Source organism: Streptomyces sp. V4I8 (genome assembly GCF_041261225.1).
GTDB lineage: Bacteria > Actinomycetota > Actinomycetes > Streptomycetales > Streptomycetaceae > Streptomyces.
The window spans coordinates 5003329-5022559 of the sequence record NZ_JBGCCN010000001.1 but is presented as its reverse complement, the minus strand read 5'-3'; the positions used below and the strand labels follow the sequence as shown (position 1 = coordinate 5022559).

The 19231-nt window shown below is 70.5% G+C and carries 19 protein-coding genes and 1 tRNA gene; 7 read left to right on the top strand and 13 right to left on the bottom strand.

Annotated elements, in window-relative coordinates; translation table 11 throughout:
• Nucleotides 1-61 precede the first annotated feature (61 nt).
• The 4 genes from ABIE67_RS22685 to ABIE67_RS22670 all read left to right on the top strand — a co-directional run bounded on the left by ABIE67_RS22685 (nt 62) and on the right by ABIE67_RS22670 (nt 7367).
• Nucleotides 62-2230: a DEAD/DEAH box helicase gene (locus ABIE67_RS22685; protein ID WP_370260381.1), complete on the top strand. Its 2169-nt coding sequence runs from the start codon at nt 62-64 to the stop codon at nt 2228-2230.
• A 215-nt stretch (nt 2231-2445) separates the two neighbouring features.
• Nucleotides 2446-5565 carry an FG-GAP repeat domain-containing protein gene (locus ABIE67_RS22680; RefSeq protein WP_370260380.1) on the top strand — a complete coding sequence of 1040 codons (3120 nt, stop codon included), beginning with the start codon at nt 2446-2448 and terminating at the stop codon, nt 5563-5565.
• Between the two features lie 48 nt (nt 5566-5613).
• A complete protein-coding gene (locus tag ABIE67_RS22675) occupies nt 5614-7164 on the top strand; it encodes an amino acid permease (RefSeq protein WP_370260379.1) in 1551 nt (516 codons plus the stop codon).
• Nucleotides 7165-7294: 130 nt separating this feature from the next.
• Nucleotides 7295-7367 (top strand) — tRNA-Lys (locus tag ABIE67_RS22670).
• 247 nt (nt 7368-7614) lie between these two features.
• Here ABIE67_RS22670 and ABIE67_RS22665 read toward each other — a convergent pair.
• Entirely contained in the window at nt 7615-7800 is a 186-nt protein-coding gene (locus ABIE67_RS22665; RefSeq protein ID WP_370260378.1) for a hypothetical protein, read from the bottom strand.
• A gap of 578 nt (nt 7801-8378) precedes the next feature.
• Here ABIE67_RS22665 and ABIE67_RS22660 point away from each other — a divergent pair.
• Together ABIE67_RS22660 and ABIE67_RS22655 are read left to right on the top strand one after the other, a co-directional pair.
• A complete protein-coding gene (locus ABIE67_RS22660) occupies nt 8379-9137 on the top strand; it encodes a GntR family transcriptional regulator (RefSeq protein WP_370260377.1) in 759 nt (252 codons plus the stop codon).
• 151 nt (nt 9138-9288) lie between these two features.
• Nucleotides 9289-9456 carry a substrate-binding domain-containing protein gene (locus ABIE67_RS22655; RefSeq protein ID WP_370260376.1) on the top strand — a complete coding sequence of 56 codons (168 nt, stop codon included), beginning with the start codon at nt 9289-9291 and terminating at the stop codon, nt 9454-9456.
• Between the two features lie 35 nt (nt 9457-9491).
• Here the strand turns inward: ABIE67_RS22655 and ABIE67_RS22650 are convergent, their stop codons facing one another.
• Complete coding sequence (locus ABIE67_RS22650) at nt 9492-10355, bottom strand: hypothetical protein (protein ID WP_370260374.1); 864 nt, start codon at nt 10353-10355, stop codon at nt 9492-9494.
• 600 nt (nt 10356-10955) lie between these two features.
• Between ABIE67_RS22650 and ABIE67_RS22645 the strand changes: the two genes are divergently transcribed.
• Nucleotides 10956-11930, top strand: coding sequence for a helix-turn-helix transcriptional regulator (locus tag ABIE67_RS22645; RefSeq protein ID WP_370260372.1), 975 nt, complete (start codon nt 10956-10958; stop codon nt 11928-11930).
• A 4-nt stretch (nt 11931-11934) separates the two neighbouring features.
• Here ABIE67_RS22645 and ABIE67_RS22640 read toward each other — a convergent pair whose 3' ends face one another.
• The 11 genes from ABIE67_RS22640 to ABIE67_RS22590 all read right to left on the bottom strand — a co-directional run bounded on the left by ABIE67_RS22640 (nt 11935) and on the right by ABIE67_RS22590 (nt 18858).
• Nucleotides 11935-12192, bottom strand: a complete 258-nt coding sequence (locus ABIE67_RS22640; protein ID WP_370260371.1) for a hypothetical protein — start codon at nt 12190-12192, stop codon at nt 11935-11937.
• Entirely contained in the window at nt 12189-13640 is a 1452-nt protein-coding gene (locus tag ABIE67_RS22635; RefSeq protein ID WP_370260370.1) for a phytoene desaturase family protein, read from the bottom strand. Before ABIE67_RS22635 ends, ABIE67_RS22640 begins: the two co-directional genes overlap by 4 nt.
• A complete protein-coding gene (locus ABIE67_RS22630; protein ID WP_370260369.1) occupies nt 13637-14530 on the bottom strand; it encodes a serine hydrolase domain-containing protein in 894 nt (297 codons plus the stop codon). Before ABIE67_RS22630 ends, ABIE67_RS22635 begins: the two co-directional genes overlap by 4 nt.
• Nucleotides 14527-15021 (bottom strand): hypothetical protein, encoded by a 495-nt coding sequence (locus tag ABIE67_RS22625; RefSeq protein WP_370260368.1) that lies wholly within the window; start codon nt 15019-15021, stop codon nt 14527-14529. The genes ABIE67_RS22630 and ABIE67_RS22625 overlap by 4 nt, the downstream gene beginning before the upstream one ends.
• Nucleotides 15022-15096: 75 nt before the next feature.
• The gene (locus ABIE67_RS22620; RefSeq protein ID WP_370260367.1) at nt 15097-16140 is read right to left on the bottom strand and encodes an HTTM domain-containing protein; all 1044 of its coding nucleotides are present in this window, start codon (nt 16138-16140) and stop codon (nt 15097-15099) included.
• Entirely contained in the window at nt 16137-16802 is a 666-nt protein-coding gene (locus ABIE67_RS22615; RefSeq protein ID WP_370260366.1) for a DUF5819 family protein, read from the bottom strand. Before ABIE67_RS22615 ends, ABIE67_RS22620 begins: the two co-directional genes overlap by 4 nt.
• Complete coding sequence (locus ABIE67_RS22610; RefSeq protein ID WP_370260364.1) at nt 16799-17092, bottom strand: hypothetical protein; 294 nt, start codon at nt 17090-17092, stop codon at nt 16799-16801. Before ABIE67_RS22610 ends, ABIE67_RS22615 begins: the two co-directional genes overlap by 4 nt.
• Nucleotides 17093-17233: 141 nt before the next feature.
• On the bottom strand, nt 17234-17674 hold the full coding sequence (locus ABIE67_RS22605; RefSeq protein WP_370260363.1) for an ANTAR domain-containing protein: 441 nt from the start codon (nt 17672-17674) through the stop codon (nt 17234-17236).
• Nucleotides 17675-17777: 103 nt separating this feature from the next.
• On the bottom strand, nt 17778-18044 hold the full coding sequence (locus ABIE67_RS22600) for a DUF4235 domain-containing protein (protein ID WP_370260362.1): 267 nt from the start codon (nt 18042-18044) through the stop codon (nt 17778-17780).
• Complete coding sequence (locus tag ABIE67_RS22595) at nt 18041-18442, bottom strand: DUF3618 domain-containing protein (protein WP_370260361.1); 402 nt, start codon at nt 18440-18442, stop codon at nt 18041-18043. Before ABIE67_RS22595 ends, ABIE67_RS22600 begins: the two co-directional genes overlap by 4 nt.
• A complete protein-coding gene (locus ABIE67_RS22590) occupies nt 18439-18858 on the bottom strand; it encodes a phage holin family protein (protein WP_370260360.1) in 420 nt (139 codons plus the stop codon). The genes ABIE67_RS22595 and ABIE67_RS22590 overlap by 4 nt, the downstream gene beginning before the upstream one ends.
• Between the last annotated feature and the right edge of the window lie 373 nt (nt 18859-19231).

Below are 19231 nucleotides of genomic sequence, written 5' to 3'. Positions count from 1 at the left end.
ATTGCGAATCACGGAGTTGACGGGCGCGTGCCGACGAGACTCCGGAAGGTTTCGCATACGCATGTCCATTTCCAGTACTGATCACGTCGTCGTGCCCGAGGACGCGGAGAACGCGTCCGTCGAGGACGCACCCGAGTTGACCTTCGCGGACCTCGGTCTCCCCGAGGGCGTCGTCCGCAAGCTCGCGCAGAACGGCGTGACGGTCCCCTTCCCGATCCAGGCCGCGACCATCCCGGACGCCCTGGCCGGCAAGGACATCCTGGGCCGTGGCCGCACCGGCTCCGGCAAGACCCTGTCGTTCGGTCTGCCGACGCTGGCCCGTCTGTCCGGCGGCCGTACCGAGAAGCACAAGCCGCGCGCCATCATCCTCACCCCGACCCGTGAGCTCGCGATGCAGGTCGCGGACGCGCTGCAGCCCTACGGCGACCAGGTCGGCCTGAAGATGAAGGTCGTCTGCGGCGGTACGTCGATGGGCAACCAGATCTACGCCCTGGAGCGCGGCGTCGACATCCTCGTCGCCACCCCGGGCCGACTGCGCGACCTCATCAACCGCGGCGCCTGCGACCTGGGCAACGTCGAGGTCGCCGTCCTCGACGAGGCCGACCAGATGTCCGACCTGGGCTTCCTGCCCGAGGTCACCGAGCTGCTCGACCAGGTCCCGGCCGGCGGCCAGCGGATGCTGTTCTCCGCCACGATGGAGAACGAGATCAAGACGCTGGTCACGCGCTACCTGAACGAGCCGGTCAGCCACGAGGTGGACGCGGCGCAGGGCGCGGTGACGACCATGTCGCACCACATCCTGATCGTGAAGCCGAAGGACAAGGCGCCGGTGACGGCGGCGATCGCGTCCCGCAAGGGGCGGACGATCATCTTCGTCCGCACCCAGCTGGGCGCCGACCGTATCGCCGAGCAGCTGCGCGACGCCGGTGTGAAGGCCGACGCGCTGCACGGCGGCATGACGCAGGGTGCCCGCACCCGGACGCTGGCCGACTTCAAGGACGGTTACGTCAACGCGCTCGTCGCCACCGACGTCGCCGCCCGCGGTATCCACGTCGACGGCATCGACCTCGTCCTGAACGTGGACCCGGCCGGTGACCACAAGGACTACCTGCACCGTGCGGGCCGTACGGCGCGGGCCGGCCGCACGGGCACGGTCGTCTCCCTGTCGCTCCCGCACCAGCGCCGCCAGATCTTCCGGCTGATGGAGGACGCGGGCGTCGACGCCTCGCGCCACATCATCCAGGGCGGTGCCGCGTTCGACCCGGAGGTCGCCGAGATCACCGGCGCCCGTTCGATGACCGAGGTGCAGGCGGAGTCCGCGGGCAACGCCGCGCAGCAGGCCGAGCGTGAGGTGGCTCAGCTCACCAAGCAGCTGGAGCGGGCGCAGCGGCGTGCGGTCGAGCTGCGTGAGGAGTCCGACCGGCTCGTCGCCCGCGCGGCGCGCGAGCGCGGTGAGGACCCGGAGGCCGCGGTGGCCGAGGCGCAGGCGGCGGCGGTCGAGGCCGTCGAGGTGGCCGTGCCCGAGCAGCCGGTGGCGCAGGACGTCGACAAGGCGGAGGCTCCGGCGTACGAGCGTCGTGAGCGTCGGGACAACGACCGTGGCGGCTTCCGCCGGGACGACCGCCGCGATGACCGTGGTGGGCGTTCCTTCGAGCGCCGGGACAACGACCGCGGTGGGTTCAACCGTGACCGTGGCGACCGTGGGTTCGAGCGTCGGGACAACGACCGTGGCGGCTTCCGTCGCGACGACCGCCGCGACGACCGCCGCGATGACCGCCGCGATGACCGTGGTGGGCGTTCCTTCGAGCGCCGGGACAACGATCGCGGTGGGTTCAACCGTGACCGTGGCGACCGTGGGTTCGAGCGTCGGGACAACGACCGTGGCGGCTTCCGTCGCGACGACCGCCGCGACGACCGTGGTGGGCGTTCCTTCGAGCGCCGGGACAACGACCGCGGTGGCCGTTCCTTCGAGCGCCGCGACGACCGGGGTGGCTTCCGCCGTGACGACCGTCCGGCCGGGCGTCCCTTCGAGCGTCGTGACGAGCGCGGCGGGCACCGTGGCAGCGACCGTCCCTTCAACCGCGACCGCCGCGACGACCGTCCGGGCTTCCGCTCCGGCGGCCACGAGCGTCCCTACGGCCGTCGTGACGACCACCGTGGCGGCACCTCCGGCACCTCCGGCTCCTTCGGGCGCCGCGACGACAAGCCGCGCTGGAAGCGCAACGGCTGACGTCCGCCGGTAAGGCACTGAGCGCCGGGCCCCCACCCAACCGGGTGGGGGCCCGGCGCTTTCTCGTGCGCGGGCTCGGTCGGAAACCGCTCTCCTCGCATCTGTGAAAGAGCTGTAAGATCAGCCGACTTATGAGAGGGATGTGACGGCCGGGGGGCCGGGGGCATCTGAGAACAGTGCGCCGTTCCCTCTCCCGTGTTCAGGGGAGGATCGCCTTGGCCCGCCATGTCTTCGTACGTCGTTCGAGAGCGAGACGCGCGGCCGTCGCCGTGGCCGTCTCCGCCGCGCTCGCGGGTGGGCTGAGCCCGCTGCTGCCGGGCGCGTCGGCGGCGGAGGTGCCGCAGGGGACGGTCGTACCGTCGACCTTGCGGACCACCAATCTGGCGGCGGCGCTCCACTTCTCCGACACCATGACCGGTGCGAACGGGGCCGGCGCCGAGGGCGTCTTCCACCGGCTGGAGGGCAGCTCCCGACTGCTGTGGACGCGGTACGCCGACGGCAGGGCCTTCGAGGCGCCGATACCGACCGGCTCGGCGAGCATGTCGGGCACCGGCACCGATGTGCTCGCCTACCGTGCTTCGGGCGGCCGGATCGACTTCTGGAACGCGGCGGACGGCACCACCCGCACCTTCCAACTGCCCACGGGCCACACCGTGCTCACGATCTACGGCACCACGGTCGTCACCGGCGCCAACGTCACGAACGCCGACGGCACGACCACGCGGGTCGTCCACCTCCTGGACGTACGCGAGGACGGGACCGTCGTCGACACGCAGGTCGGCGGGGCGCCGGCGGGCATGACGCTGGGGCAGCCGCGCGGCGCCGACGCCAAGGGCCTGATCTTCAACGCGACGCTGGACGGCGCCGCCCGCATGGTCGCCGTCGACCGCGCCACGGGCCGTGTGCAGAACTGGACCCAGCCGCTGCCCTCCCTCGCCTACGGCTACGTCAAGCTCTCGCCGGACCATGTCGCCGTCTACAGCAAGGCGTTGAACACCAAGGTGCTGGTGGTGCCCCGCGCCGACCTGGCGGCCGCCCCGGTGGAGGTGGGCCTCGCCGGAAGCCCCAGCGCCAACTATGTCGACGACCTGGCCGTCGTAGGCGACTGGCTGGTGCACCAGCCCACCGGCAGCACCCAGATCACCGCCAAGCCGATCGCGGGCGGTGCCGAGGTGACCCTGCTCACCGCCTCGCGCAGCGAGGTCACCGCCGTGTCGGACGGCACCGCCCTCGCCATCGGAGGTACCGCCGCCGACGACTGGGGTATCCAGCGCATCCACGCCGACGCGTCGGGCAAGCCGGTCGTCACGCAGGTCAAGGCGCTTCCCAAGCCGCCGGCCCCGATCCAGGGCATCTCGCTGGAGCAGGGCCGCCTGGTCGTCATCGACACCGGCGGCAGCACGCAGCGCGACGACTATCTGCGGACCGTCGCCGCCACCGGCGCCCCCGCCTTCGGTGAGCGCTCCGAGTTCACGCCCACCTCCGCCGGAGTGATCGGCAGCTGCCCGGTGACCGATGTGGCCTGCTCACAGGTCTTCGGTACGGCGGACGGGCGGATCGCCTGGATGGCATACGGCTCGGAGACCGACGTCCTGCGTGTCAACGGCCCCACGGGCGCGGGACTGTGGGAGCGGAGCGTGCCCATCGACGGGCGCATCCTCGACGTGTCGGGGCGGTACGTCCTCTACACGACGCCCAGCAACAGATACGTCTACAAGATCGGTGACCAGGCGGAGCCGTACGCCGCGCGGGGCCCCGCCGCCCTCTCCGGCGACACCCTGTGGACGGGGGGTGCGGTCCCCGGCACGGTCACCGCGTACAACCTGACGACGAAGAAGACCACCGAGACGGTGACGCTCACCTCGGGCTGTGCGCCGACCGAACTCCAGGCGCTCGGGCGGTACGTGTACTGGACGTGCGGTGACACGGCCGGGGTCTACGACCGTACGGCGAAGAGGTCCGTGGCCGTGCCGACGGGTGAGGCCAAGCTCGGGGACGGGTTCGTCGTCACGCACGACCGGCAGGCCGGGAAGCTGACGCTCACGACGGTCGCCGACGGGACGGCCGCGAGCCGGGTCATCGGCGATCTGCCCGACACCGGGGTCTCGCAGCGGGACGTGCGCTGGACGGTCGACGAGGCCGGCGCGAACGCGGCCTACGTGGACGACCAGGAGCGGGTGCACCTCGTCCCCTCCGGGGTCGCACAGCAGCCGCTCCGCCTGCTGGGTCCCGCGCAGAACACGCCGACCGTCACGGCCCGCACGAGCGACACCGTGCCGGACACCCTCACCACGGTGCTGCTGTCCAAGCCGTCCTCCGGCTGGGACCTGACCGTCCGCAACCGCGCGACCGGCCAGGTCTACACCGACGGTGTGGACGGAACGGCGGCGCGCGGCGAGCTGACCGTCGGCTGGCACGGCGACGACCCCACGAGGACCGGGGACGCCTTCGTGCCGAACGGCTCCTACGACTGGACCCTGACCGTCACCCCGGCCGACGGCGTCGGCGCCCCGCTCCAGGCGCGCGGCACCGTCCGGCTGGTGAGGGGCGACGCGGTCCACCGCGACCACGTCGGCGCGGCGGGCCTGCCGGACGGTGTCGGTGACCTGCTCACCCTCAACGCCTCGGGCGCGCTGACCTTCCAGCAGGGCACCGGCAAGGGCACGTTCTCCGGGAAGGTCTCGGGGAGCGGCTGGTCGACGAAGGCGGTCGCGGTGCCGTTCGGGGACCTCGACAACGACCGGTGCAATGACGTGCTGGTGCGGATGAGTGACGGCTCGCTGCGCGGGTACAAGGTCAAGTGCGGGCTGGCACCGACGCCTTCGACGGCGTACACCAGGCTCGGCACCGGCTGGAACGCGTACGACGTGCTCACCTCGCCCGGCGATCTGACCGGCGACGAGCGGGCCGATCTACTGGCGCGGAAGGCCTCGACCGGGGACATCTACCTGTTCGCGGCGAAGAGCGACGGGACGCTGGCGGCGGGGAAGAAGATCCGTTCGGCCTGGACCGGTTACACCAGGATCGTGGGTGCCGGGGACCTGAACGGTGACGGTCACGGGGACGTCCTCGCCCGCGACAAGGCCGGGACGCTGTGGCGCTACAACGGCCTGGGCAACGGGTTGTTGAAGGACCGGGTGAAGGTCTTCTCGGGCTGGGGCACGGGCTACAACGCCGTCGTCGGCGCCGGGGACATCACGGGAGACGGCAAGGCGGACCTCGTCTCGCGGGACGGCAGCGGCAACGTGTGGCGCAACAGCGGTGACGGCAAGGGGTCGTTCGGGTCCCGGGTGAAGATCGCGAGTGGCTGGCAGGGCTACAAGGGCATCTTTTAGCCATCCCGTGACGCATGTCACGTCCCCGGCGAGGGAATCGCTGGGGACATGACAGATGACGCCATAGCGAGTGGGCCGTCGGACGGAAGACTCTCCGACGAGGAACGGCTGGCCCAGCTCGGCTACACGCAGGTTCTCGCCCGCCGCATGTCGGCGTTCTCCAACTACGCGGTCTCCTTCACGATCATCTCGGTCCTGTCGGGCTGCCTGACCCTCTATCTGTTCGGCATGAACACCGGCGGCCCGGCGGTGATCACCTGGGGCTGGGTCGCCGTAGGCCTGATGACCCTCTTCGTCGGCCTGTCCATGGCCGAGATCTGCTCGGCGTACCCGACCTCCGCCGGTCTGTACTTCTGGGCGCACCGGCTCGCGCCTCCCCGCACGGCCGCCGCCTGGGCGTGGTTCACGGGCTGGTTCAACGTGCTGGGCCAGGTCGCGGTGACGGCCGGCATCGACTTCGGGGCCGCGTCCTTCCTGGGCGCGTACCTGAACCTCCAGTTCGGCTTCGAGGTGACACCTGGCCGGACGATCCTGCTCTTCGCGGGCATCCTGCTCCTGCACGGCCTGCTGAACACCTTCGGCGTCCGGATCGTGGCCCTGCTCAACAGCATCAGCGTGTGGTGGCACGTGGTGGGCGTCGCGGTGATCGTCGGCGCGCTGACCTTCGTACCGGACGAACACCGGTCCGCGTCCTTCGTGTTCGGCGAGTTCGTGAACCACACGGGCTGGGGCAGCGGGGTGTACGTCGTCCTGGTGGGCCTGCTGATGGCCCAGTACACCTTCACCGGCTACGACGCCTCGGCGCACATGACGGAGGAGACGCACGACGCGTCGACGGCGGGCCCGAAGGGCATCGTGCGGTCGATCTGGACGTCGTGGATCGCGGGCTTCGTGCTGCTGCTGGGCTTCACCTTCGCGATCCGGTCGTACGAGGGTGCGCTGACCTCCCCGACGGGCGCGCCGCCCGCGCAGATTCTGCTCGACGCGCTGGGCGCGACCGCCGGCAAGCTTCTGCTGCTGGTCGTGATCGGGGCGCAGCTGTTCTGCGGGATGGCGTCCGTGACCGCCAACAGCCGCATGATCTACGCCTTTTCGCGGGACGGTGCGCTTCCCTTCTCCCACGTCTGGCACACGGTCAGCCCGCGCACGCGTACGCCCGTCGCGGCGGTGTGGCTGGCGGCGGGCGGGGCGCTGGTGCTCGGGCTGCCGTATCTGATCAACGTCACGGCGTACGCGGCGGTGACCTCGATCGCGGTGATCGGCCTGTACATCGCCTACGTCATCCCGACGCTGCTGCGGCTGCGCAAGGGCGACGCCTTCGCGCGGGGGCCGTGGCACCTGGGCCGCTGGTCGGGGGCCGTGGGAGGGGTGGCGGTGGTGTGGGTCGGCGTGATCACGGTGCTGTTCATGCTGCCCCAGGTGTCCCCGGTGACCTGGGAGACCTTCAACTACGCCCCGGTCGCCGTCCTGGCCGTCCTCGGCTTCGCCGCGACCTGGTGGCTGGCCTCGGCCCGGCACTGGTTCCTCAACCCCGACCACGAGCGGACGATCGCCCGGAACGCCTCCCGCGCGGGGGCTCCAGAACCGGTGGATCCGTAGCACTCCGGTGTGCGTGGACCCCGAGAGGGCTCATTCCGCCGCCTTCCGCCACCGCCGACGTGGCCGTGACCCCGATACCGGATCGGAGACTCGGCCACGTGCGGCTATGCTCGGGGAGGCAACATCGCCTGGGCCCTTAGCTCAATTGGCAGAGCAGTGGACTTTTAATCCATTGGTTGTGGGTTCGAGTCCCACAGGGCCTACAACGGAGCCCCAGTTCAGACCATCTCTGGACTGGGGCTCATGGCGTTTTCGGACCCTTGAAGATCGTTAGCTGGCCCGCTGCTGGCCCGAGAGCAAGACGATCAAGACATGAAGCGGCCGCCGACCGGGACGATGGAATCCGGTCGGGGGCCGTGGGGCCGCCCGCCCTCCGGGGGATGTGTGAGGGCGAGCGGGGTCGTCCCGTCACCGGCGCGATCGGCGTCGTACCGGTGACGGGGGGGGGGGCTACCAGCACTCGGTGTGCGCGTAGTGGTCCTTGTGCCCGCCCAACGTGTGCGGCGGCCAGGTGCAGCGTCCGGGTCCGTTCGGGTTGCGCGACCAGCAGTAGCCGGCCGCGCGGCCGGCGGCCCGCGACCTCTGGTCCTGGGTCGCCGAGGCGGCGGTGGTGCGGCGCTGAGTCGACGTGCTCACTGGGTTCCTCCTGACTGGTCGTGCTCCGGGGTTCGCTTCGGTCGTCGTGGTCTCTTCGGGCAGCGAGGGCCGCGCTCGTACACCTCGATGCTCAAGTCGTGGGCGCCGCTCGAACCTTCAGCTCGGCCGGCGGACCGCGCTCCGTTGGTCAGATCGGCGTGGCACCAGCAGCAATGTCAGCCGTCGTACTGCGCGCGGGTCAGCGTGGGGGCGGGTGGAGGCTTCGGACGCCACGTCATCGGTTCGTCCCTAACTGCGCCCACAGCCCGCACTCGTCGGTGGTGAGTCCGGCGAGGTGGCTCAGGCCGTTGACGATCTGCCAGCCGGGGAGCGTCGGAGTGGTTCACGCGGCGGGCGGTCCACAAGCGGACGTGCTCTGCCTCGATGGGCTCCCCTTTGAATGCCTTACGCCATGTATGACCCGACTCGGGCATGACTGTTCCCCGGAGACAGACGGTATCTGTATGCGGATACTTGCTTTATGTATTCAGATTGCCGCTGGGATTGCCGCTGGTCAAGCGGGACGGGAGAGTATGCGTATACAGATTGACGCGATCAGTGGAGTCGGGAGCATCGCTGTGGCACAGCCTGAGTACCTGCGCATTGCCGCCGACCTGCGACGACGTATCGCTCCAGGCGGCGAGTTCGAGCCCGGCGACCGCATCCCGACGCTGCCGGAACTGTGCGCCCACTATGAGGTCTCAGAGATCACCGTGCGGAACGCCATCCGGCTGCTCGTCGGTGAGGGCTTCCTGGAGTCCCGGGCCCGTGCGGGCACGATCGTCCGGAAGCGTCCGGCGATCCACCGGATGCCGGCCGACCGGTACCGGCAGACGCCAGGGGTACGGTCCACTCCGTACACGAAGGATCAGGGCATCTCCTGGTCCGAGTACCGGCTCGACAAGCGTTTCGAGCGGGTCCAGGCGGACACCGAGATGGCCGGCCTCTTCGAGTGCGAGGTGGGCGAGCGCCTCCTTGCCCGGCACTTCGTGTTCTACGACAACGACCAGCCCACCCAGATGAGTACGAGCTACGTCCGCTGGTCGGATGTGGGCGGTACGCCGGTCGCCGACCCCATCAACGAGCCGTGGCCGGGTGGCACTCGGGCGCAGCTGGGCACGCTCGGCATCCGCGTCACCGAGATCACGGAGTCGTTCCAGGCGGGCATGCCAACGGAGTTGGAGGTGGCGACGCTTCGGATCGGGTCCGGCGTGCCGGTGCTGCGGTACACGCGGCGGCACATCGCCGACACCGGCCGGGTCGTCGAGGTCGCCCACCCGATCGTGCGCCGCGGCGACACCACCATCGTCGACTTCCGCATCAAGCTGGACGACTGACGAACGCGACGGCGCCCGGTTCTCGAGGGGGGTGCCGCCACCGCCGTCTACGCCCACTCCGACGAAGGCGCCCTCGGCGCCATCCGTACGCTGCGCCGCGCCGGACTGCGCATCCACGAGGATCTCTCCGTCATCGGCATCGACGAATCCCGTGGCCGAGCTGACGGACCTCACCACCGTCCGCCAGCCGGTCCGGGAGCAGGGGGAACTGGCCGGACGCATGCTCCTGGAGATCCTGCGCGGCGAAGAGACCGACCACGACGTCGTCGTCCCCACCCAGCTCGTCATCCGCGGTAGCACGGCACCACCACGCTCGTAGGCACGTTGCGGGACTCACCTGGCAAGGCCAAAGCATCAGTCCACCGATCGACGAGCGCGACCGCACTCATTCCAGACCGCTTCCGGACGTCGGCTCCTGGGCAGTGGGCGGAGCTGCGGAAGCGAGTGTGTGCCGCGCGGCGGTCGTGAAGCGTTCGCGAATACCCGCGCGGCTTCCTGGTTGCGCTTCAGTTCATTGACGATCACAGTCGCTTGGGCAAGGAAAACGGAGAAACCGTCGTTGTCCGCATTCGCGCGAGCGACTACAGCGTCCGTGAGTTCCTGGGCTCGTTCGGCGCTCTCCGGTATCTCTGCCGCCCGCGGGTCTTCATGGAGCGGTCGACCGCTTTCCTTTGCCTCCGCCACGAGCTCTTGTATCTGCCTCGAAGCCTCCTGCATGGCCTCCCTAGCGGCTGCCATCGCTGGCGCTGTCTCGGTGGTCATGCGTTCGGTCGCCTCCGGAACCGTTGACATTGTGAGTTCCTTCAGCTTCGTGGCTATGTCGACGTCCCGCCGAATGCTGTCGGCAAGCTCTTCCGCCGCCCGGGCCACCTCAGCCGGTCCTAAGATGTCGATCCTCCGAGCACGCTCTGTCATGCGGCCAGCTGCTTCCTTAAGCGGGTTGCCGTCCGACGATCCGGCGTCTCCCGGTAGACCCACGGAGTCGATGAGGCGAAGGCACTCGTCCCAGGTTGCTAGGAAACCTTCGTATGCCTGAAACCGCTGTTGCCGAAGCCAGTGGGCTTGATCGGCTGTGGCTTGATCGCGAACTTGTTGCAAGGTGGCTTGTGCACTGAGCAGGGCTCCCTTCTTCGCGGCCCGTGCCGAGAGCGCTGCACCGACGACTGTGCCGGCCAATCCGAACACCGCAGCCACCAGGGTGACTACAAGTTCCCTCATGACCAGACATCATCGCGGCGATGACCGACAGGCGGAATGGGACGTCCCGTGGACCTGGCTGCGTCGCCTCATGGATCCCTGATCAGGCAGGTGGAGGAGTGGCAGGCGGGCCCTCGGTGACTGGTCCAGTTGTTGCTGGCGCCGCCGTTGCTTGTTGCGTAAGTCCTCGACGCTGTGCGAGGTCACCGCTGACCCACGCCACCATCGCTTGCGGCCTCACCCTGCTCGCCGAGGAGGCGTCGACTTCACCCACCAGCTGCTGTTCTACCCAGCCACCGACACCACCTTCGACACCGACTCCTACCAGGAGTTCGCCGTCGGCTACGCCCTGCGCCCCCAGGGCCACCGCGACTTCTGGGACCAGTGCTGCCCCGCCCCGGAAGCCCGCCTCGACCCCATCGCCGTATCGCGCACGAGGCGGCGTCGCCGGTGCAGAGGCCCAGGTCGGCCCACCCGGCGCCGAACTCGCCTGGCATTTGTGCGGGTTAGACTCCAGATCACGGAACGGCCTCGCGCCGGGGCGGGACCGACCATCCTGTCCGGCGTGCGCAGGGTCGGTCGGGGCGGCGTACGAACGGGGGCGACGCAATGGGATCAGACATGTCCGGGCTGGGGCTCTCCGCCCCTGAAGAGGCCGTGTACCGGCACTTCCTGAGGAATCCGGACACCTCTGACGATGAGATCCACACACTGCTGGGACTGGATGGGTGCGAGGTGGACGCGAGCGTGCGCCGCCTGTGCGCGCTGGGGGTGCTGAACCGCACCGGACGGGGCGTGCTCGCGGCCGCGGACCCGGAGACCACAGTGGAGCGCCTCACCGACCTGTGTCTGCGGGAGCTCCACAGGGAGCTTGCCCGGGTCACGCAGGCCCGGCACCTGGTCGCCGAGCTGCGCCAGGAGCAGCCCCGGGAGGCCGCTTCCGCTCCGCGCGTCGAGCGGCTGGCGGACGTCGAACGCATCCGCGCCCGGATCGACGACCTGGCCTTCTTCGCGCGCGAGGAGATCCTCTCGGCCGAGCCGTACGTCGAGCTGACACCCGAGAACATCGCCCACGCCCGTCCCCTCGACCAGCGCTGCCTGCGGCGCGGCGTGCGGATCCGCAGCGTCGTGCCGCGCACGGCGCTCGACCATCCGCCCAGCGCCGGCTACCTGCGTGAACTCGCCTCGCAGGGCGCGCAGATCCGGGTCGCGCAGACCGTCACCGAGCGCATCCTCGTCTACGACCGCGGCATCGCCCTGGTGCCCGTGGACCCCGACGACACCGCGCGCGGTGCACTGCTCGTCCGTGAGGACGGTCTCGTCGCCAATGTGCTCGCCCTGTTCGAGAAGATCTGGAGCGAGGCGGAGCCCCTTCCGCCGCACGACGAGGACGGCGACGGCCGCGACCAGCCGACCGAGCTGGAACAGCGCGTCCTGGAATCGATGTGCCGGGTCAGCAAGGACGAGATCGGTGCCCGGGAACTCGGCATCTCCGTCCGTACCTACCGGCGCCACGTGGCCGACCTGATGCAGCTGCTCGGCGCGGCAGGGCGCCCGCAGGCCGCTCTCCTGGCTCGCGAGCGCGGCTGGATCTGACCACTCACCACCCGTGTGTGTCGGGGAGGTACCAGCCGCGCAGCGCGCGGTCCCGCAGTGCCCCGGCCACGGCCGCGCGCGCCGCATCCGGACCGGCCCCGACCAGCAGCGTGATCCGGTCCGCCGACACCCGTGTGGAGCAGGGCCATTCCGGTGGCAGCAGGGCCAGCAGGCGGATCACCGTCAGGGCAGCGGCGGGCGAGTCCGCAGCCAGGCGCACGACACGGATCTCCGCCTCGGGGCCGGCGTTCCCGCCGCTCATGACGCGGGGCCGAGAACCGGAGCCGTACGGATGCCGAACTCGCGCCGCAGGGCGGAACGCGCGGCCCAGTAGCCGGACATGCCGTGCACGCCGGGTCCGGGCAGTGTGGACGCCGAGCACAGGTACACCCCGCGCAGCGGAGTCCGGTAGGGGTCGAACTGTGGCACGGGACGCAGCAGCGACTGGGTGAGCGTGATGGCGCCCGCCAGGATGTCGCCGCCCACGTAGTTCGGGTTGTACGCCTCGAAGCCCGCGGCGGTGACGGCCCGTTCGGCCAGGACCGTTTCCGTGAAGCCGGGAGCGTGGCGCTCGATCGCGGCCCGGATCATCGGCAGCGGATCACGCGTGTCGCCGTTGGGCACGTGCGCGTACGCCCAGACCGGCCGCCTGCCCCGCACCTCCCGTCGGGGGTCGGTGACGGCGGGATCGACGAGCATGACAAACGGTTCGGCGGTCGGGACACCGCGCGCCGCGAGGGTCTCCTGCCGCAGCATCGTGGCGCGGTTGCCACCGAGGTGAACCGTGCCCGCGCGGCCGACCTCGGGGTCGCGCCAGGGGATCGGCGCGGAGACCAGGAAGTCCGCCTTCGCCGCGCCGGGGCCGTATCGGAAGCGTGCCAGGGCCTTTGCGTAGCGGGTCGGCAGCCTGTCCCCGGCGAGGGCGAGGAACCCCTTCGGCGCCACGTCCAGCAGGACGGCCCGTGCGCCCTGCAGCTCCCGCACGTCGGCGACGGGCGCTCCGGTGCGGATGCGGCCGCCGTGCGCCACCAGGTCGTCGGCGAGTGCGCGGGCGATGACGGCGCTGCCGCCCTTCGGCAGGGGCCACCCCGTGCTGTGGGCGATGTGCCCGAGCAGCAGAGCTGTCGCGCCGGAGGCGAGGCTGGGCAGTCGCCCGACCGCGTGCGCGGCCACGCCGGTGAGCAGCGCGGCCGCCTCCTCGGTCGCGAACCCGTGGAAGGGCCTCCCGTGACGCAGTACGCGCGACGCCAGCAGAGCCGGGGCGGCGAGGTCGTCGGGCCAGGACCGCTGCCCGGACAGCATGAAGTCGACGACACCTGTGCTGTGCGCGACCAGCGGCTCCATGAGCCTGCGCCACCGGGCGCCGTCGGCGCCGAGTCCGGCACAGGTGGCTGCGAGGTCGCGGTGCGCCAGTGCGGCGGTCCGCCCGTCGAGGGGCTGGGCGTAGGCGATCGGGGGGTGGAGGAGTTCCACTCCGCGGGCGGCGAGGCCGAACTCGCGGAAGAACTGCGAGGCGGGGGCCATGGGGTGCACCGCGGCGCAGATGTCGTGCACGACCTCGCTGTCGAACAGTGGGGCGGTGCGCAGCCCGCCGCCGATGTCGTCGGCACGTTCGCGGATCTCAACGCGCAGACCGGCGCGGGCCATGGTGACCGCGGCGGCGAGTCCGTTGGGGCCGCTGCCGACGACAGCGACGTCGAAGCCCGTCATCTGGTTGCCGGCCTCTCGGGATTTCCGCCCTGCGGGGCCTTCTTCGCCTCGGCGAGCAGCTTCAGCCCGACCCGGTCCGTCCGGTCGGGCCGGCCGCCGAGCCGGTGCACGACTGTCCAGGCGGTGGTGCCGGGGAAGGCCCCGGCGAAGACGGACGCGTCGCGTGTCGCTCCGTTGTGCCAGCGCAGCTCGCCCGCGCTCTGCCAGGACACCGCGGGTTCGCCCAGTGCACGGTCCACCAGCAGGCCGTTCACCAGCCTGGTCATGGCCCGGGGGGTGGCCCACAGGCCGCCCGCGGGCAGGATCGGTCCGGTCATGGTCCAGGGGGCGCGGGGTCGCCCGAACAGGCCGCGTGCGGTCAGCGTCCGGTCGGCGGGCGGGCCGGCGGTGACCTCGTCGACGCCGAGCGGCGCGAGCACGTACGTGCGCAGCAGTTCCTCGTACGTGCCGCTGCCGGCCGCCTCCAGGGCGGCGCCGAGGACGGCGTAGCCGAGGTTGGAGTACTCCTCGCCCGTGCCCGGCTTCCGCGCGGCGATCGTGTCGAGCCGCCGCAGGATCCTGTCGAGCTCCTCGGAGTCGAGGGTCGCGTACGGGTCGCGGGGGTCGGTCGACGACGGTTGCGGGTGCAAGCGGGGCAGGCCCGACGTGTGGTCCGCCAACTGCCGCAGCGTGATCTCCGATCCGGCGGGAACGGCCGGAAGCCATACGGTCAGCCGGTCGTCGGGGTCGAGCCGCCCGGCGCCGGCCAGCCGTGCGAGCAGGGTTCCGGTGAGCGCCTTGGTGACGGAGCCGATCTCCACGTACGCGTCCGGGTCGTGGCCGTGCTCGGCCCGTACGGGGCCGGTGCCGGAGATCGCGCATAGCGGGGCGGGGCGCAGGAACTGCCTCATCCGCCGGTCCACTTCCGCAGCAGCGCCTGACGCTCGGACGACTTCGGGGTCGTATCGCCGGCGACCCTGCCCCACGCCGTGAGCGTCCGGGGAGACGCGCCGCCGTCGACGAACCGGGCGAGCAGATCTTGGGAGAGGGCGAACTCCTCCTTGTCGTACGCACCGGCGGCGGCCGCGTGGACGGCCAACTCCTCGGTACCGGAGGCGGTTTCGAGCTGCAGCAACATCTCCGGTGGTTCGCCGGTGCCGCCCAGTGCCGCCGTGAGCACGATCTCCACGGCCAGCGCCAGCCGCCGACGGGAAGCGCTGCGCACCGGGGCGCCCTCGACGGTCGCGGAGCGCAGTTCCTCCCACGTCCACACCCGGTGGCCACCGGCCGCGCCGGCCTCCACGCCCTTCTCGGTCAGCCGGACTCCGCGGCCTTCGGTGCCGGGCGGGGCACCCACGTACACCGCGTCCGCGGTGATCCAGAACAGTCCGACCATCGCCACAGTTGACTCCCGTTCGTGTCGTACGTCCCGTCCGGACGGGCGGCCCGGCCGCCTGTGCCCCGTCCGCCCGGACGATCAGCCTGCATTCTCGGCGGAGGCCGTCCGCGTCGCGGTGACGGCGGACTGTTCCGGCCATCCGGCCCGTTCCCGTATGGACGCCGCGACGCGGTCGCGGACACGGCCCGCCAGTCGGATACCCGCGGCGAGCGGCCGGCTCAGGAAGATCAGGTCGCAGGCCACCATCGTGAGGGCGAACCCGGTGAGCCCCATGAAGAAGGCGATCGACAGGTGGAAGCCGATCGACGCCACGGCCGCCCAGGGGCGTAGCTTCGGCACGAGCACGCCCAGCGGGAAGTAGACCAGGAACAGGGTGGTGGCGTACGTGCCGCCGATCACCAGCAGGTCGTTCTCGTACACCAGCCGCGAGAATCCCGGGAGTTCGAATTCGGGGATGCGCATGATGTAGAAGAGCGCCGTGCCGTCCTGCCACAGTTTGCCCTGCACCTTGTAGAGGCCGCTGGTGACGTACACGAGGCAGATCTGCGCCGCGATGGCGAGCACGCCCAGGTTGTGCAGCGGGGTCTGCGCGGCGCGCAGGCCGGCGGGCAGCCGGTCCTTGACCCGCCCGGCCAGGCCGCTCGTCAGGGAGAGCCGGTCGTAGCAGCGGGTGAGCATCAGCATGGGGATGACGAGATACGCCAGGTTGTCGCCGCCGTCGAGCAGGAACTGGTCCCGCTGGTACACCGACCACAGGAACACCCAGTGCAGGGCGAGCACCGGCCTCCCTCCAACGCCCAGCGTGACCGCGAGCGCCAGCAGCATGCCGAGGTGGAAGACCAGCTCGAACCAGGCCGTCGAGGTGCTGACTGCGTAGAGGCTGAAGGTGCCCGTCTCGTCCAGGACGGTAAGGAAACGGCTCCAGGACTCCACGCCCGAGGGGCCGAAGAGATAGTGCCGGTCGGCGTACTGCGAGGCGTAGAACATGAAGCCGACGAAGCCGAGCAGGACCCGCGTGCCGGAGACTCCCAGGACGGCGAACGACGTGGAGCCGAGCCGGTCGAGCGAGGCCAGGAAACGGCTTGCCCGGGCGCGCAGCCGCGCGCGAAGTGAGGTGATCACCGCAGATCGCCCACCTTCAGCCAGTCGAAGTCCTGCACCTGCACCTTGTCCTCGCCGGCCTTCGCCGGGGCGTTGCGCTTCGACCAGGGCGGCAGTTCGCGCACGTACATGCGTACCTGGATCCGCTGGGGATCACTGCCGCAGGCGTCGGGCATCTGGGTCAGTGAGTAACGGGAAAGGAAGCGGACCGCGTTGTCCTGCGCCTTCTGCTCCTCCGGCATCAGGCGGACCTTGCCCTTACCGTCCTTCTGGTCCTTCGCGATGTCGTCCTTGTGCTTCTCCCGCAGCCGGTCGAGCAGCGGGTCGGTCGCGTTGATGGACTGCATCGGCGCGGAGACCAGCCGCGACATGCGGGAGGGGAAGAACCTGCTCTCCTGTGCCTTGCGCACGTAGGTGGTGGTGACGTCGTGGTAGCCGGTGACGCTCCCGTCCCGGCACTGGGCCCGGGCCAGCACGCCACGGTCGTCGGCGAGCGGATCCGGCGCGAAGAGCATCCAGTTCTGCACGAAGTAGGGGTTCAGGTAGCCCTTCACCTTGTCGAAGTGCTGGACCTTCAACGGGGTGGCGGGGGCTTGGGAGAAGGAGGTGAGAGCGAAGTGAAGGCCCAGGAGGGCGGCGCCGCCGAGCAGCACCACCCTCCTGATCACGAGATGACTCGTCACTTGTCGAAGACCTCTTCGACGGACGGCGCGCCCTTGCTGGTGGTGTCCGCCGGGGCGGAACCGAGGCTCGCGATCCGGACTACGTTGCCGACCTGGCTGCGGATGGCCTGCGTGCCGGCCAGCGCCCTGCCATGGACGACCGCGGCCCTGGCCACGGAGCCGACCCACTTCGGCTGCTTCACGTCGGTCTTCTGCTCGGCCGCCTGGGTGGCGGAGGCGGTCACCGACGGCGCCGCGGCCTGGGCCGGAGCCTGCATGGCGAGCAGGGCGGCGACGCCGCCGAGAACCACACCGGCACCGGCAATTGCCTTCCTAACGGCGAATGTGTCCTGACCAGGTGGTTCCGGACACCGGAAAACCGTCCGGAATCACCCAGCACGCTTTGGCCAGGACTTTTAATCCATTGGTTGTGGGTTCGAGTCCCACAGGGCCTACCGGTGGCGGGCGGGGGATGCGCCCTCTGACCTGCTACGCAGCGCCTGATTCGGCTTCGGTCGGGTCGGGCGCTGCTTCGTTTCGGGGCCGGGGACGGGCCGGCGGTGCTTGGCGACAGCGGCGTCGAGAGCCTCGCGTACGTCGTCAGGCAGTGCCCCGCCGACGGGCCAGTGGACGAGGGCTTCGGCCACATTCCGCAGTTTGTTGTTCGTGGTCATCGACACCTCGCGAAGCAGGTCCCAGGCGTGGTCGGGGCTGATGCCCGCGAGGGCGACGAGGACGCCCATGGCCTGGTCGATGCGGGCTCGGCTCAGCATGCCCTCTTTGAGTTGGCGGTTTTCCTCCCTGAGGGCCAGCAGTTCCTCCGCCGCGCTCGCTGCGGAGATGTGACCCTCTGAAAGGACACCGGTCCGGGGGCGCCGGTCAGCAGAAGTCATGTCCACCGCCTGCCCGCACGGTGTCGCGTCATTCGGGGCCGTCGTGAGAGGAAGCCGTCACCGGCCTCCGGCCGGCCGTGTGGGGGCGGATCTCGATGTCAGGTCAGCCGGGCCAGGTGCCTGTCAGGCGGCGGGTGGCGGTGGCGCCGCCGCGGTCGACGGCTGCTTTGACGCCGGCGAAGATCGCGCCCTGCAGGACGGCGGCCGACAACACCTCACGCCAGGTGCGGTGCTCGTCGGTGGCGTCGGGGGCGTCCTCCTCGTGCCCGAGCTTCTTCCAGACCTGCTTGAACACCGTGCCGGCCACGACGCCGCTGACAGCGCCCATGGCCATGCCGACCGGCTTGTAAGCGACCTTCGAGGCTTTCATCGGTGCCTCCTGAAGCGGCGGACGAACAGCAGCGCGACGAGTGCGCCGGCGCCGGCGGCGGCGAGCAGCGGGGTGCGGTTGGCGCGGGCCGTCCGCATGCCCTGGTCCGCCCTCTCACGCACCGGCTCCGGGGTCCTGTCCTGCACCACGTGTGCCGCGTGCGTGGCCTTGTCCCGCAGTTGGGTCCTGACCTGTGTGGTCTTCTCGGCGACCTGGTGTTTGACGGCCGTAGTCCTCTCGTGGGCGCGGGTCCTGACGTCGGTCTTCGCGGCGAGTGCCTCGACGGTCTCGCCGAGTTCCTCCCGGGTCGCCTCGACCTGCTCCCGTAGTTCCTCGGGAGGTGCTGCCTCAGCGCCCTGGTGCGGCTTGTGCGGCTTGTGCGGCTTGTGCGGGGTCATCGCTGTGCCTTCTCCTTGATCTCGGCCACATCGGACCTGACGCTGTCCATGGTCTGCTCGGGCGTGGGCGGGGATGCCCTGCTGATCTGCTGCTTGCCCAGAGCGGCCATCAGGGAGGTGACGGCGGCCAGGACGCCGGTGACGATCAGAGCCGCCACCCACACGTCCATGGCGAGCGACAGCGCGGCGATCACGGTGGCCACCAGTGCCTGCAGAGTGAGGACGCCCATCAGGCCGGCGCCGCCGAACAGGCCACCGCCCTTGCCGAACCGCTTGCCCTTTTCGGTCATCTCCGCCTGCGCCAGGCGCATCTCGTCGCGGACCAGCTGTGACAACTGCTGCGACGCACGCTGGACCAGTTCGCTCACCGGTTCCGTCGCTCCACTGTCCGTTCGGTGGGAGCCCTGTGCTGTCATCGGTGCTCACCTGTCCTCGGTCGGCGTTCGCGGCAGGCCGGTGGGCGCTCGTCCGTGGTCGCGCGGCCATGACCTGCCCGGTCTCATCGGCTGTCCGGGTACCCCCGTGTCACCGCGTCACCGCCCGTCGGAGCACCTGCCGCCACAGCAGTGCGGGGTTCCTCCGGCGGTCCAGGGCGTCGGCTGCCTGCGTGCACGTGGTGAAGGAATCTGCCCCTTGTGAAAGCCGGCGGAGCCGGCAACGCATCTGCGGAACGGCGGCACGGGGTGCCGGGCGGAGCCCGCGACACGCGCACGGGGCGCCCATAGGAATGTCACAGCCTGGCCTGATAAATACCCGCTGGCGTATGGCGAGTTTGCGTCAGTCCCTGAT